This window comes from uncultured Oscillibacter sp. (genome assembly GCF_910579365.1).
Classification (GTDB): Bacteria; Bacillota; Clostridia; order Oscillospirales; family Oscillospiraceae; genus Oscillibacter.
The window spans coordinates 1-12,640 of the sequence record NZ_CAJTUX010000075.1 but is presented as its reverse complement, the minus strand read 5'-3'; the positions used below and the strand labels follow the sequence as shown (position 1 = coordinate 12,640).

The 12,640-nt window shown below is 53.8% G+C and carries 17 protein-coding genes and 2 pseudogenes; 7 read left to right on the top strand and 12 right to left on the bottom strand.

What is annotated here, in order from left to right; all coding sequences use genetic code 11:
• Both QZ329_RS13210 and QZ329_RS13205 read right to left on the bottom strand, forming a co-directional pair.
• Positions 1–196 (bottom strand): recombinase family protein (locus QZ329_RS13210; protein ID WP_295753376.1); only part of this gene is annotated, 196 nt, incomplete at its 3' end.
• An 89-nt stretch (positions 197–285) separates the two neighbouring features.
• The gene (locus tag QZ329_RS13205) at positions 286–468 is read right to left on the bottom strand and encodes a hypothetical protein (RefSeq protein WP_295753374.1); all 183 of its coding nucleotides are present in this window, start codon (positions 466–468) and stop codon (positions 286–288) included.
• A 328-nt stretch (positions 469–796) separates the two neighbouring features.
• On the opposite strand from QZ329_RS13205, the gene QZ329_RS13200 reads away from it, so the two are divergent.
• Complete coding sequence (locus QZ329_RS13200; RefSeq protein ID WP_295753372.1) at positions 797–1,099, top strand: DUF6061 family protein; 303 nt, start codon at positions 797–799, stop codon at positions 1,097–1,099.
• Here the strand turns inward: QZ329_RS13200 and QZ329_RS13195 are convergent.
• Genes QZ329_RS13195 through QZ329_RS13185 form a run of 3 tightly spaced genes read right to left on the bottom strand, consistent with a single transcriptional unit; the run spans position 1,065 to position 3,092 of the window.
• Positions 1,065–2,015: a TlpA disulfide reductase family protein gene (locus QZ329_RS13195; RefSeq protein WP_204791966.1), complete on the bottom strand. Its 951-nt coding sequence runs from the start codon at positions 2,013–2,015 to the stop codon at positions 1,065–1,067. The genes QZ329_RS13200 and QZ329_RS13195 overlap by 35 nt on opposite strands.
• 11 nt (positions 2,016–2,026) lie before the next feature.
• Positions 2,027–2,920 carry a 4Fe-4S binding protein gene (locus QZ329_RS13190; RefSeq protein WP_295753370.1) on the bottom strand — a complete coding sequence of 298 codons (894 nt, stop codon included), beginning with the start codon at positions 2,918–2,920 and terminating at the stop codon, positions 2,027–2,029.
• 25 nt (positions 2,921–2,945) lie between these two features.
• Positions 2,946–3,092, bottom strand: coding sequence for a CD1871A family CXXC motif-containing protein (locus QZ329_RS13185; RefSeq protein WP_165643166.1), 147 nt, complete (start codon positions 3,090–3,092; stop codon positions 2,946–2,948).
• A 147-nt stretch (positions 3,093–3,239) separates the two neighbouring features.
• Here QZ329_RS13185 and QZ329_RS13180 point away from each other — a divergent pair, with 147 nt between their 5' ends.
• Both QZ329_RS13180 and QZ329_RS13175 read left to right on the top strand, forming a co-directional pair.
• Positions 3,240–3,917 (top strand): response regulator transcription factor, encoded by a 678-nt coding sequence (locus tag QZ329_RS13180; protein WP_204790944.1) that lies wholly within the window; start codon positions 3,240–3,242, stop codon positions 3,915–3,917.
• Entirely contained in the window at positions 3,914–5,065 is a 1,152-nt protein-coding gene (locus tag QZ329_RS13175) for a HAMP domain-containing sensor histidine kinase (RefSeq protein WP_295753365.1), read from the top strand. The genes QZ329_RS13180 and QZ329_RS13175 overlap by 4 nt, the downstream gene beginning before the upstream one ends.
• Positions 5,066–5,072: 7 nt before the next feature.
• On the opposite strand, the gene QZ329_RS13170 is transcribed toward QZ329_RS13175, so the two are convergent.
• The 5 genes from QZ329_RS13170 to QZ329_RS13150 form a co-directional block, all read right to left on the bottom strand.
• On the bottom strand, positions 5,073–5,348 hold the full coding sequence (locus QZ329_RS13170) for a hypothetical protein (RefSeq protein ID WP_106612753.1): 276 nt from the start codon (positions 5,346–5,348) through the stop codon (positions 5,073–5,075).
• A 239-nt stretch (positions 5,349–5,587) separates the two neighbouring features.
• Positions 5,588–6,850, bottom strand: a complete 1,263-nt coding sequence (locus tag QZ329_RS13165; RefSeq protein WP_295753360.1) for a plasmid recombination protein — start codon at positions 6,848–6,850, stop codon at positions 5,588–5,590.
• Positions 6,851–7,245: 395 nt separating this feature from the next.
• Positions 7,246–7,500, bottom strand: coding sequence for a complexin-2 (locus tag QZ329_RS13160; RefSeq protein WP_295753359.1), 255 nt, complete (start codon positions 7,498–7,500; stop codon positions 7,246–7,248).
• A gap of 109 nt (positions 7,501–7,609) precedes the next feature.
• Positions 7,610–8,782 (bottom strand): AAA family ATPase, encoded by a 1,173-nt coding sequence (locus QZ329_RS13155; protein WP_204790947.1) that lies wholly within the window; start codon positions 8,780–8,782, stop codon positions 7,610–7,612.
• Complete coding sequence (locus tag QZ329_RS13150; protein ID WP_021632637.1) at positions 8,769–8,975, bottom strand: hypothetical protein; 207 nt, start codon at positions 8,973–8,975, stop codon at positions 8,769–8,771. Before QZ329_RS13150 ends, QZ329_RS13155 begins: the two co-directional genes overlap by 14 nt.
• Positions 8,976–9,176: 201 nt before the next feature.
• On the opposite strand from QZ329_RS13150, the gene QZ329_RS13145 reads away from it, so the two are divergent.
• Together QZ329_RS13145 and QZ329_RS13140 are read left to right on the top strand one after the other, a co-directional pair.
• Positions 9,177–9,782, top strand: coding sequence for a helix-turn-helix transcriptional regulator (locus QZ329_RS13145; RefSeq protein WP_160641955.1), 606 nt, complete (start codon positions 9,177–9,179; stop codon positions 9,780–9,782).
• Between the two features lie 42 nt (positions 9,783–9,824).
• A complete protein-coding gene (locus QZ329_RS13140) occupies positions 9,825–10,898 on the top strand; it encodes a site-specific integrase (RefSeq protein WP_295753354.1) in 1,074 nt (357 codons plus the stop codon).
• 198 nt (positions 10,899–11,096) lie between these two features.
• Here the strand turns inward: QZ329_RS13140 and QZ329_RS13135 are convergent, their stop codons facing one another.
• Positions 11,097–11,498 carry a replication initiator protein A gene (locus QZ329_RS13135; RefSeq protein WP_295753352.1) on the bottom strand — a complete coding sequence of 134 codons (402 nt, stop codon included), beginning with the start codon at positions 11,496–11,498 and terminating at the stop codon, positions 11,097–11,099.
• A 150-nt stretch (positions 11,499–11,648) separates the two neighbouring features.
• Positions 11,649–12,017: a cysteine-rich VLP domain-containing protein gene (locus QZ329_RS13130; RefSeq protein ID WP_295753350.1), complete on the bottom strand. Its 369-nt coding sequence runs from the start codon at positions 12,015–12,017 to the stop codon at positions 11,649–11,651.
• An 83-nt stretch (positions 12,018–12,100) separates the two neighbouring features.
• Here QZ329_RS13130 and QZ329_RS13125 point away from each other — a divergent pair.
• Positions 12,101–12,376: pseudogene (locus tag QZ329_RS13125) on the top strand (hypothetical protein); the annotation flags it as partial.
• 44 nt (positions 12,377–12,420) lie between these two features.
• Positions 12,421–12,640 (top strand): annotated as a pseudogene (locus tag QZ329_RS13120) (plasmid mobilization relaxosome protein MobC); the annotation flags it as partial.

The window sequence follows — 12,640 nt, the reverse complement described above, 5'->3', positions numbered from 1 at the left end:
CGCGCTTGATGTCCTCTACCAGCATTTGAAACTGGGGCCTGTCCGTATTCTTACCACTGTAACCCTTATCTTGATACTCCCGGCAGCTTCCACCCCTCAACTCATATTTGCAAAACTCAATCTGGCCTTCGATAGAAATACTATCTTTCTTGTCAATGGACTGTCTTGCATAGATCGCGTCAATTCGATTGTTCATTTTGCGCTCCCTTTCTGAAAAGAAACGGAGCTGCTGACAGCTTCATTATACCGTCAGCAGCCCCGCAAATCAATCTCTATCTGAAAAAATCACGAGGCGGGTGTTTCCCTCTGCTGGTACTTGCGGAACACCTCATAAAGCCGCTGCTCCAACTCCCGGCGCTTCGCCGCCTCCTGTTCCGGGGAGAGAATGGGCGTGAGGTTTTCCAGCGGGATTTCCCGACCCTGGAAATTGACAATCTCGGTCTGCTTCTTGTAGCTGATATGTTCCATAGGCAACTCCTTGTTTTTGAAATTTTCATGGTGGACATTTGTCCGAAAAGTGGGCGCTATTTACTCCCACTCAAGTCTTGGGCTTTGATTTAGGGTTATAAAATGCACTCTCGATACGCATTTTGTCCAAATAATCCACGTATTTCGGGCTGTACATAGGTTTCTTACGAATTTTGTAGCCGTTTTGTAGCCAGCTATTTTATACGTACTAACCGTTCGCAACGACTTATTTTGAATGATTTGCAGCGGGTTTCGGTATGATTCCTGCCAATAATCACCCGGAATTGACCGCCTGATTCACCTCAAAAAACATCTTGGAGGTATGACCATGAGCAAACTTATATCCTATCAATTCAACATCGACACAGCCTGCGTAGAATTGGTTTTTGACGATAGAAGCCAGATTTCCATTGACTTCACCGCCGTTGAAAACGAAGTTGCCGATAACCGCTTCCAGCGGTCAGAGCTGGATTATCTGATCTACAACGACCCGCTTGCTTATGCCGATCTGATTCTGAACAGCAAGCTGAACGTCCTGTTTGAACAAACCGACATACATGGTGTATCCCTCCTTTCTGAGAAGATAAATTCCTTTGTCAGCCCATATCGGCGGCAAGAGCCTGGTCGATGAGCTTTTGCAGCGTCTCCGCCTGCTTCTTTTCCGTGATGGCGCCTACGATGGGGTCACCCACGATATTGCCGTTGCGGTCAACCACATAGGTGGTGGGGTAGGCAAAAATGTTTGTAGTGAACTTTCCCGCCTCGCCGTCGGAAGCGAAATACACATTCTGGTAGGTCACGCCCTTCTTGGCCAGTACATCTTTTGCTTCGGAAATTGCCGCTTCATCGCCATCCAATGTGAAGGTGTTGACACCGATGAGTGCGCCGCCCTTCTTCGCAAGCTCCTTGTTCAGTGCGTCCAGCTCGGAAAGCTCGCCCACGCAGGGATTGCAGGTGGTGAACCAGAAATTCACCACGGTGACGGCGTTGGCGGAGAACAGCTCGTCGCTCTTCACCGTGTTGCCATCCAGGTCCTTGCCCTCAAAGGCGGGGAATTTCTGCATGCTGCCGTCATCAGGCGGCGTGGTCATGTCGCTGCCCGCGGGCACGCTCATAGCGCCATCCGTAGATTGCTGTGCCGCCTCGGGGTACTTTTTCTCTATCATGGTCAGCTTGTTTTCAATCTCGCGGATCTTCTCCGCCGCCTCCTTGAGCAGCTTCAGCTCATCCTCCGTAAACTGATCTTTGGAACCTTCGATGGTGTCCAACAAGAACTCACCATAGTTTTTGTCGTCCTCCTGCATGGTCATGCCCTTGTCGGCCGCCATGAAAACCTTTTCCCAAAGCGCTGTGTCCTCCGAGAGAATGGCATTTTCCTGCGCCATCAGCTCCTTGTGCATGGCAACCGCTTCCTCGGCATTCTTCGGTTCGCTGCTCATTCCGTCCATTTTGTCTCCGCCCTTTGTGCCGCAGGCTGCCAGAGAGAGCACCATCAGTGCAGTAAGCAGCAGCGCCAGAATTCTGCCGGCAGTATTCGTCCTATTCATCTTCATTCGTTTTATTCCTCCCTGTTATTGTTGTTTGTCTGTAGCGTTTCCGCTGCTTTTGCCTTATCTTTACCGTCTCCGAAGCCGTAGCGGAAGCACACGGCTTTCGTCGGACAGGCGCGGATGCACATTCCGCAGCGGATGCATTCGGTATGGTTGGGCGTTTTCGTCACATCCACATCCATCTTGCAGGCTCTGGCGCATTTCCCGCAGGAGACGCACTTATTCTTATCCACCTTCATCTGGAAGAGGGACACCCGGTTGAACAGCGCGTAGAACGCGCCAAGCGGGCAGAGCCACTTGCAGAACGGTCGGTAGAACAGTACGCTCAGCGCAATCACCGACAGCAGGATGCTGAATTTCCATGTAAACAGCTTGCCCAGCACCGCCCGGATGCCGGAATTGGCAAGGGACAGCGGGATGGCTCCCTCCAGCACGCCTTGGGGGCAGAGGTATTTGCAGAAGAACGGGTCTCCCATGCCAACATCGTTCACAAGGAACGCCGGTAGCAGGAAAACCATCACCAGCAGGACAGCGTATTTCAGGTATGTCAGCGGCTTCAGCCTCTTTGTGGAAAGCTTCTTAGTGGGGATTTTGTGCAGCAGCTCCTGAAACCAGCCGAAGGGGCATAGAAAGCCGCAGATAAAGCGCCCCAGCAGCACGCCCAGCAGAATGAGGAAGCCTGTGATATAGTAGGAGAAGCTGAACTTGGAAGACCCCACCACCGCCTGAAACGCCCCGATGGGGCAGGCCCCGGACGCCGCCGGACAGGAGTAGCAGTTCAGCCCCGGCACGCAGACGGTCTTCCCCGTCCCCTGATACAGTCCGCCCTTGAGAAAGTTCGGCAGATGCAGGTTGGTCAGCAGCGTCGCCCCCGCCTGAATCCAGCCCCGGAAGCGGGACATGGTCTGTGAAACGCCTGAAAACTTTTTACCCAATGCCCACACACTCCAGACATAATTTGATTGCTTTGCTCAGCACTGTCGCCGCCTCGCCCCGCCAGACACCAAAGCACAGCATGGCGGCTCCGGCCATCAGCAGCACGATCTGCGCCGCGGCCTTTTTCCCGCAGCTCATTTTTCATCACCCTTTCCGATTTTCTGCCCCCATCATAGCGCGGGAGAGTTAAAGTCTCTGCTAAGAACGAAAACTTAACGCAAACCTTATCTGTTTTTGCTATAATGAAAGCAACACAAAAACGAAGAAATAAAAAGGAGGGCTCTCATGCACCTTTTAGTAATTGAAGATGAACGCGCCCTGTGCGAGACCATCGTTCGCAGCCTGCGGCGGCTGGCCTACAGCGTGGACTACTGCTATGACGGCGAAAAGGCGCTGGCGTTTCTGGGCGTGGAACGATACGATCTGGTGCTTCTTGATCTGAATCTGCCGAAAAAGGACGGCATGACGGTGCTGCGCACCCTGCGGCAGACCGACCGGGAGACGCGGGTGCTGATCCTCTCCGCCCGCAGCGAAGTGGAGGACAAGGTGCAGGGGCTGGATGCCGGGGCGAACGACTATCTGGCGAAGCCCTTCCACTTGGCGGAGCTGGAGGCCCGCATCCGCAGCCTGACATTGCGGCAGTTCACCCAGCAGGATGTGCTGCTAAGCTGCGGAGGCCTGACCTTTGACACCCGCTCCCGTACCGCCACCGTCAACGGGCAGACACTGACGCTCACCCGGAAGGAAACGGGAATCCTGGAATACCTGATGGTGCATCAAGGAAGGCCAGTAAGTCAGGAGGAGCTGATGGATCACGTTTGGGACAATAGCGTGGACAGCTTCAGCAATTCCGTTCGCGTCCACATCTCCGCCCTGCGCAAAAAGCTCCGCGCCGTGCTGGGCTATGACCCCATCCGCAACCGCATCGGCGAGGGCTATCTGATGGGAGGCGAGGAGGAATGAAGCGGCTTTCCCTGCAGTGGCGCATCACGCTGATGTCCGTCCTGCTCATCGGCATCACTTGCGTGGCCATGAATTTGCTGCTGTGCTCCTCCGGTGTGTACTATATGGACACCATTGCGGACAGTTTACAAGGCGGCGGCACGGTGATCCTGAATGATGGCGGAGCGGCGAGCTTTGACCCGCAGCTCATAGCGCCCAACGAGGAGTTGACCATCGTCGTCGATGGGGTGCAGGGGCGCTTCCGCACCACCAACTGGTACATCACGGCGGCGGTAACGCTGCTCAGCGGCATCCTCGCCTATTTCGTCAGCGGACGCGCTCTCAAGCCCCTGCGCAGCTTTACCTCGCAGGTGGAGCAGGTGCAGCTGAACAATCTTGCCGATATGAGGATCGATGAAGATGCTATTTCGGAGTTCCGGCAGCTGAGCCGCTCGTTCAACCAGATGCTGGAGCGGCTGAACAACGCCTTTTCCGCCCAGCGGCAGTTCACCGGCAACGCCGCCCACGAGCTGCGCACGCCACTGGCACTAATGCAGGCGCAGTTGGAGCTGTTTTCCGCGGAGCATCCTGATGTGCGACCGGAGACGGCGGAGTTCCTCACGCTTTTGCGTGAGCAGACGGAACGGCTGATACAGATGACCAGGACACTGCTGGAGATGAGCAATCTGCGGCAGGTGGCGCGGAACGAGCGGATCCAGCTCGCTCCCATGATCGAGGAGATCTTCACAGATCTTGCGCCGCTCTCAGATAAGCTCGGCGTCACGCTGACGGCGGAGGGCGACGGCATTATGACCGGCAGCGATGCACTGATCTACCGGCTGATCTTCAACCTGACGGAGAATGCTGTCAAGTACAACCGGCCGGGCGGCTCGGTACGGGTTTCTGTCACTCAGGAGTTGGAAAAGCTCCTGCTCCGCGTCTCCGACACCGGCTGCGGCATCCCGGAGGTGTATCAGCGCAGTATCTTCCAGCCCTTCTTCCGGGTGGACAAGTCTCGCAGCCGGGAATACGGTGGCGCAGGACTGGGGCTCTCACTGGTATGGGAGATCGCCGACCTCCACGGCGGCTCCGTTTGGGTAGAGAAAAGTTCGGAGAAGGGCACTACCATTGTGGTGGGGTTGCCAACGCAACAATCAACGAAGCCCTAAAACCCTTTTATTCGTTTTTCGCCGCTTCGCTTGCCGCCCTGCGGCGTTCCTCTCTGTATGGGGCGGTCAGCCGGAAAGAGAAGCGTCCCTTTTCAATCTCAAATTCCTTGCAGCCCGTGTCCGGGTCTACGTCCGTCAGCTTGCAGACGGCAGGGTGTTTGCGGCTGTATGCGGTCAGCCTGTTTTTGAGGTCGGTGTTGTGGGTGCGGATGAAGATGGTGGGGTCTTTCTCGTCAAAATAGATTTCGGTGGTCTTTTCCTGCTTGGTAAGTCCTGTTCTCATAGGCTTATTGTAAATGGTAAGATAAAGTATACCAATTGGGGGTGCGGACATTTACTTGACTGCTTACACTTATCCTTTCTGCGGCTCTGTCACGCAATAGGGGTGTTTTTCGGGGATTTTCTTCGGCTCTTGACTTGGGAAAAATGGCAATTTTCAAACAGGAGCGCGCCGGACGATGTCTGCCCTGTCCGACGCGCTCCCATTCGATAAAATGCGTTTTTTCCGGCTCTACACAGGAATCAGCGAGCTTCGTCCCTCGTGACCGCTTTTTCTCTGAGCGGATGGAAGAATCGCCACAGATTATTACGCTGAATTACATCCTCATAGCTGCGGACTTTCCCGCGCAGCTCCGTATTTTCACGCTCCAATTCTGCCGCACGGAGCTTGCTGTGGACAGACTTATAATCAGAAATTTCCTGTTTCAAACTGTCAATCTCAGCCTTGAGCTTTGCAATCAGTTTGTTTGCCGCATCCACCGCCTTTTGCAGTTTGGATTCCTTTTTCTCTGCTGTAACATACTTCTTTGCCAGAGTGGAAATCCGGTCAAAATCTTCACGCTCCACGGCAACTTTGGATGAGAAGGGAATGGACGTTGCCACGATTTTTTCGATAGACCGCACATCGACCCGCTGATTCTGGATTTTTTCAATTTTGCTCCCAAGCGTTGCTGCCTGTTTTTCCTGCTGACGGTTCTGTTCTGTGAATTCTGCCAGCCGCGCCTGTTCCTGCTGCACCTTGAACTGCGTCACCGTCAGATGTTCCTCGGAGCTGCCGCGTTCGCCTCGCTCCACATCGTCATACCCTGCCTTTCGCATGGCAGCGAAGAAATCATCTTGCAGAACGGAATAGGATTTTGGGAGCACAGTTTTCCCGTTTGCGTTCAGCAGCGGTTTCCCATGCTCGTCCAGCGCGGGCTTGGAATCCCACTTTTTGCTCATGCTGACCTGCTGTATCGTTTCCTTGACCGTACCCACCAGCGATTTATCCTTGCAGCGTTTCGACCACAGGATTTGCTTTTCCACGACGGGAATGTAGACCACATGAAGGTGATAGTGGTACACGTCCTGCTCCAGCGCGTCGGACATGGCGCGGTTGCGCTCGTCGGCGTGCATGACCGCCGAAAGGATATACTGCTCGCCGCCGACGATTTCTATTGCGGATTTGTATGCGTCGGTGTAAAATTGTTTTGCGAAGTCATAGCCGCCGTGATTATGAAAATAGGCGGTGTTTACGTCAAAGACCAGCTCGCCGTAGAGAAAGGCATCCTCTTTCAATCCACGGGTGGAGATGATCCCGTCCTTTTTCAACTGCTCAAACATCTCCGCATATCCGGCGGTCGGTTTCTTGAAATGGACATTGAGGTGCGTTCTCTCCGGGACAATATCCTGATTGACATAGGATTCCTTTTCCCGTTCGTTTTGCTGCTGCGCGTTGCCGATTCTGGCAGCGGTCAGCCTCATATTTCTTGCGTTGGTACGATGGATACCGTCGCCTCTTGCCATAGGCAGTTTACCTCCTGATTTCAGATTGTGCAGGACGGGGCAGCTTTCGGGGAGGCACTTCTGCGGAAGTGTAATAACCCACTATGATACTTTCATCCTGCGGCTGCAAAGTATCGTGGGCTCTCCGAGGGGGAACGGGGAATGCGGCTTCTGCGGAAGCCTCTGCCGTGGCTTGCAAGTAGTACCCACTTTGCAAAATCCACGGCGTGACCGCCAGCCTTTCAGCAATCGAATTTGCTTCAACGCTGCCGCCCACAGGCAGAGAGAATTTTGAAAATCCTCTCTGCCATCCATCTCAAAATCTGCGGGTTTTTCGATGGGGACGGGGATGTGAGGGGCTGTGTCAGCCAATGCTTTGCCTTGTCCTCCAGCAACAGGAGCGTGGCACGCTCCTGTCACAGCTCCCAAGGAGGAGTAGTCCAGCGATAGCTCTGCGGCACTCCACGCCGGTCAAGATATTCCTGCCGCGCCTGTTCGCGTTCTTCCTCGGTAGGGGCAGTCTTATAGCTGGAATAGAGCTGCCGGTTCAGCATGGCGTCGAGCTTCTGCTCTAAGCCCTGACGGATTTCCTCTTTGTAATCATCCTCGCCCCGCAGATGGTACATGGTGAGGTCGATGAAGAGATCATAGGGAATTTGTACGCTTTTCATTTTCCTATCCTTTCCTTTCCGCGACGGTCGCAACGATAGCGACGGTTGCTCTGACAGTATCATTTTCACCGTTGCAACCGTTGCAACCGTCGCAGCCGTCGCGCCGTCCTCATTCGATTACTTCGTACTCTACATTGTCGATGACCATATAGGTGAGTTTCACCTGCCGCCCGGAGTGTTTTGCTCTGTTCTCGTACTTCACATGGTACTCGTCCAGTAGCCTGCCGGATTTAACGTTCAGGTATTTGGTGAGAGCGTTTGCCGCCATGCCTGTGTTGACCGTCTCCGCAAGCTCAGTCGGGCTGCCTGTCCATTCTCTGCTTTCGTAGGAAACAAGCTGGGAAACCGTATCCAATACCGGGTCGGGCGGCTCCTGATACAGCTCGTTCTCTGTCCGTTCAAGGCTCCATATCTGCGTGTCGGCATCTTTTTTCAGATATAGAATTTGATCCTGTTGATCTCGCCCCACCGCATCGACCGTGGCCTCCAATGCAGTCCGTTTCTTCTTCTGCATCAGGAGTGCTCCGTCTGCACAACCGAGAAGTCCTGTTGTGCCGGAGATCGTTTCAAAGCTGTCCCCGGCTGGCTGCTTTCTTGTGTGATGGACGGTAACGATGCAAATGCTGTGTCTGTCCGCAAAACGCTTGAGCTTGCCGATGATCTCATAGTCGCTGGCGTAGCTGTAAGCCTCGCCGCCAGCTTCTCTGATCTTCTGCATGGTGTCAATGATAACCAGCTTCGTGTCGGGGTGTTCCTTTATGAAATTCTCAAGCTGCTCGTCAAGACCGTTTCCGATTTTGTTTGCTGCCGTTGCAAAATGCAGGCTGGCGGTATCCGCCACGCCGTACATCATAAACATTCGACTCTGGATTCTCTGGAAATCATCCTCCAGTGCAAGGTACAGAACCGTACCCTGATGGACTTCATAGCCCCACAGCCTTTGCCCTGTGCTGACATGGTAGGCAAGCTGCGCTACCAGAAATGATTTTCCGATTTTGGGCGCTCCTGCGAGGATATACGCTCCCGCGTAGAGCAAGCCGTCGATGATGGGCGGCCTGCTCTTGTAGGCGGTCTGATACAGCTCTGTCATGGAAACCGTATGAAGATAACGCGGATCGTTCATGCGCCGGATTTTCTCACGCATTTCCTCAATATTTTCCTCCGGGGGATTGCTTTCGCAGGTTTCATGTGGTATGCTCTGGTTAGTTGAATCGTGAGGCGGCTGCCCTCCATCTGCGCCAACAGATGGGATGAGGGCGGTCGTTTTCTCATTTCCCGTCATTTCGCTCACCTCCGGGAATCTGGAAGCCGTAGAACTTCTGCTTGAAATACTGGGCAGGGCATTTTCCGGCAACGGTCAGATAGCCTTGGGCTTTCAGCTCCCTGTTCATTTCCCGGACGATCTGATACGCCTTGCTGCGGCTGATGCCCATGATCTCCGCCACCTCTGACGCTGTGATAAACTGTGCTCTCATAGTACCTCCTGTTTCAAAGTATTTTTCTCGGATTACGCATCTTCCATTCATTCTCGCTCTGCCAGTTCTGTTGAAAAGCGTATCCTAAGTACACATTTATTATACGCATACAAGGTGCATCTGTCAAGCCTTTACGAAATAAAAATATGTACTTGCAATTCGCTTTATTCTGTGGTATGATATGGACGAGGTGAATCAGATATGGACAATTTCGATTATCCCGCCATCGGGCAGAGAATTAAGCAGCTCCGAAAACGGAAGGGGCTGAACCAGACCGAGCTGGCACAAATGCTTAAAAAATCCCTCCGCACCGTACAGAAGTACGAAACCGGAGAGATTGAAGTGTCGATTGCCGTTGTCAATCAGATCGCAGACCTGCTGGACACGACCTCAACCTATATTCTTGGGTATGAATCCAGCACGACACAGATCAGGACGCTTGCCGACGTAATGGACTTCCTCTTTAAGCTGGAAACGGTAGAGGGCATCGACTTCAAGATCAATGTGCAGAAGCCGCCCCGCAGCAAACAATGGGAGTGCTCGGTTTCCTTTGATGGAAAGAGCACGGCAGAGTTCAACGCAGATATGTGCCTGTTCCTTGAACAATGGGAGGATGAGCGCAGCGAGCTTCGCGCCCATAACTCCACGCAGGCAGCATATAAGCGCTGGAAGGAGCAGACGCTTGCATACTATGCCGCGAACGCAGTCAAATGCACAGAACCAGAAGAACTTGACCGTGACGAACTGATTGCAAGACGGACGGAGCTTTTGGAAAAGGAATATGGTAAAAACGAGAGTAATGAGTAAATAACCCTATCAAAGCCTGATTCTTGAGGGAAGGAGGTAAAAATGTCAGTAACAAGAGACGGCGACACTGGTCGCTGGATGTCGCAGATCCGGGTAACGGATTGGACAGGCAAGACCATCCACAAAAAGAAGCGCGGCTTCGCCACCAAAAAGGAAGCCCTTCAATGGGAACGTGACTTCATCAGCCAATCCACAGGCAGCCTCGGTATGACCTTCGGCGACTTCATCGCTTTGTATGTCAAGGATATGGAGCACCGCCTCAAGCCCTCCACCGTTGCCAGCAAGAAATGGCTGATCGACCTGAAGGTAACGCCCTTCTTCAAGAAAATCCCGCTGAACGAGATCAAGCCCACTCATGTGCGCCAGTGGCAGAACTCTCTGACCAGCTACCGCGATGAAAGCGGCAAGCCCTACTCCCAAACCTATCTCAAGTGCATCAACAACCAGCTCACAGCAATTTTCAACTACGCAGTCAAGTACTATGGACTGAAAGAGAATCCATGCCACAAGGCAGGGAGCATGGGTAAGAAACACGCCGATGAGATGCTGTTCTGGACAAGGCAGGAGTTTCAGACATTCATTGAGGTCATGAAAGACCGGCCTGCCAGCTACGCGGTATTTATGACCTTGTACTTCACCGGAATCCGTGAAGGAGAGCTATTGGCGCTTACGCCGTCGGACATCGACTTTGAAAAGAAAACCCTGACGGTAAACAAGAGCTATCAGCGTCTCGGCAGAGAGGACATCGTCACCACGCCGAAAACGCCTAAGAGCAACCGCACCATCCCTATCCCTGATGGACTCTGCACCTGTTTACAGGAGTATATGTCCCATTGCTATGGGCTGCAAAAGGACGACCGGCTCTTTCCCTACACCAAGAGCTTTCTGTATCACGAAATGGAGTATGGCTGCAAGGCATCGGGGGTAAAGCGCATCCGGGTGCATGACATTCGCCACAGCCACGCCAGCCTGCTGGTGGAGATGGGCTTCTCTCCGCTGCTGATCGCGGAGCGGCTCGGACATGAAAAGGTGCAGACAACGATGGACACGTACAGCCACCTGTACCCCAACAAGCAGGTGGAGGTAGCCAGACAGCTTGACGGCATTATGCCGTGAGCCTCTGGCTACAAAAATCGCTGCAAATGTAGCCAATTTGTAGCCACTAAAAAAGAAAAATCCTGAAAAACGCTGTATTACCAACGCTTTTCAGGATTCAGAAAACACTAAATATTTATTCCCACTCGTTTGGTTCATTTATTTGTTTCTATTTGTTTGATTTGGGGTTATCTTTCTGCCTACGGAAAGTCTTATTTCCTAACTGTTCCGCAGGTCATTTTCTACCCCCGTGATGGACAATCCATTGTCCTTCTGGGGTGGGATAATTTTTTGTCCATCAGGCAGCTTCACATAAATCAGATTGGGCAAGAACTGTCCCCGCCGCTTCCGTTCAATCAGCCCTGCCGCCGACAACTCAGCCAATGCGTTCTTGGCTGATGAAAGGCTGCGTTTCAGCGCCGCCGCAATCTTCTCCACAGGGAAAATGAGATAGACCCGCCCGGCCTCGTCCGTCCAGCCATTAAGCTGGGAGAGGTGCGCCCTGTCCAGCAGGAGCGCATAGGTCAGGGCAGCAGTATGGGACAGCGGCATATCCATCAAGAATTGAGGGTAGGGAAAGTAGGGCGGCAAATCGGTATCTATCGCCATGTAGTCAGTCATGGTGTCTGCCTCCTTGGTGTAGGGCTGTTCAGACCGCCGCTGTGGGCCGTTAGAGGCCCGTTTCCGGGGGTAGAAAGGAAATGTATCAGTACCCCATTGAGGGCGGTCTTGAAAGCCCTGATATTACTGTATTCTCAGCGGGTACTTTTTCTACACATCAGCCCGGTTTTTCTTTGCCCAGGCCCGCTTGCTCCGTTTGGTACGTTCTATGGCACAGGTGGGGCAATAAAGCGTGTTGTGCCTGGGCGGGGCAAATGGCCTTCTACACTCCCGGCAGCACCGCCGTCTGACAGCGGGCGGAGGGAACAGCGCGGTGCACAGGCCAGCGTCCAGGGGAAGGACAGCGGCACGGAACCATTTGCAGATTAGGGAATAGGTAATGCTCTGCGGACAAACGCATTCCTCGCCATCATCCAGGAGCAGACAGTTCCCGCAATCATAGTTGCAGCACTCATGCACCAGCCGCCGGACCGTCCGGTATTGCTGATAGGTCATGTGGGGGATTTCGGATACTGCCATTTCACACGCTCCCCCGGCAAAATCCTAAAAACGTCAGATTTGCGTTTTTAACGTGAGCGACAAAATGAACTGCTCCCCGTCACAACGCCCCGGACGAGATCGTAAACTATGACCAGCGCGTTCCCGTGGAGGGCGGCGCGTTCCTGGCCTGGGGGCATTTGACCTACACGCGGCCCCTGTCAGAAAAGGATATGGCGGACTATGAGCTGCGGCCCTCCAGGGACAACCCGGCTGTGGGGAAACGCATGGAGCGGAAACCCTCCATTTCCCGGCAGATGCAGGAGGCGGGGCGGCAGGCCCAGGAACGGCAGGCCCCGCCCAGCCCAAAAAGGGAGGCCCCGGATCGGGGCGAGCGGTAGCCGTGGCAGGGAAGAAACGCCGCCGCTCCGTCCATCTTCACGTCATGGTGATGCCGGAGGAGCAGCGGCAAATCCAGGAGCGCATGGCCCAGGTGGGGATTTTGAACATGGGGGCCTATATGCGAAAAATGGCCCTCAACGGCTATGTGCTCCAGGTGGACCTTTCCCCGGTGCGGGAGCTGGTGTCCCTCCAGCGGCGGTGCGCCAATAATCTCAATCAGGCGGCGCTCCATGTGAACACCTACGGCGGCCTCTACCCCAACG

Excerpts from the sequence above, each read along its gene's own strand:
- QZ329_RS13205 (WP_295753374.1), bottom strand. The coding sequence starts at position 468 with ATGGAACATATCAGCTACAAGAAGCAGACCGAGATTGTCAATTTCCAG.
- QZ329_RS13200 (WP_295753372.1), top strand. The coding sequence starts at position 797 with ATGAGCAAACTTATATCCTATCAATTCAACATCGACACAGCCTGCGTA.
- QZ329_RS13195 (WP_204791966.1), bottom strand. The coding sequence starts at position 2,015 with ATGAATAGGACGAATACTGCCGGCAGAATTCTGGCGCTGCTGCTTACT.
- QZ329_RS13190 (WP_295753370.1), bottom strand. The coding sequence starts at position 2,920 with ATGTCCCGCTTCCGGGGCTGGATTCAGGCGGGGGCGACGCTGCTGACC.
- QZ329_RS13185 (WP_165643166.1), bottom strand. The coding sequence starts at position 3,092 with ATGAGCTGCGGGAAAAAGGCCGCGGCGCAGATCGTGCTGCTGATGGCC.
- QZ329_RS13180 (WP_204790944.1), top strand. The coding sequence starts at position 3,240 with ATGCACCTTTTAGTAATTGAAGATGAACGCGCCCTGTGCGAGACCATC.
- QZ329_RS13175 (WP_295753365.1), top strand. The coding sequence starts at position 3,914 with ATGAAGCGGCTTTCCCTGCAGTGGCGCATCACGCTGATGTCCGTCCTG.
- QZ329_RS13170 (WP_106612753.1), bottom strand. The coding sequence starts at position 5,348 with ATGAGAACAGGACTTACCAAGCAGGAAAAGACCACCGAAATCTATTTT.
- QZ329_RS13165 (WP_295753360.1), bottom strand. The coding sequence starts at position 6,850 with ATGGCAAGAGGCGACGGTATCCATCGTACCAACGCAAGAAATATGAGG.
- QZ329_RS13160 (WP_295753359.1), bottom strand. The coding sequence starts at position 7,500 with ATGAAAAGCGTACAAATTCCCTATGATCTCTTCATCGACCTCACCATG.
- QZ329_RS13155 (WP_204790947.1), bottom strand. The coding sequence starts at position 8,782 with ATGACGGGAAATGAGAAAACGACCGCCCTCATCCCATCTGTTGGCGCA.
- QZ329_RS13150 (WP_021632637.1), bottom strand. The coding sequence starts at position 8,975 with ATGAGAGCACAGTTTATCACAGCGTCAGAGGTGGCGGAGATCATGGGC.
- QZ329_RS13145 (WP_160641955.1), top strand. The coding sequence starts at position 9,177 with ATGGACAATTTCGATTATCCCGCCATCGGGCAGAGAATTAAGCAGCTC.
- QZ329_RS13140 (WP_295753354.1), top strand. The coding sequence starts at position 9,825 with ATGTCAGTAACAAGAGACGGCGACACTGGTCGCTGGATGTCGCAGATC.
- QZ329_RS13135 (WP_295753352.1), bottom strand. The coding sequence starts at position 11,498 with ATGACTGACTACATGGCGATAGATACCGATTTGCCGCCCTACTTTCCC.
- QZ329_RS13130 (WP_295753350.1), bottom strand. The coding sequence starts at position 12,017 with ATGGCAGTATCCGAAATCCCCCACATGACCTATCAGCAATACCGGACG.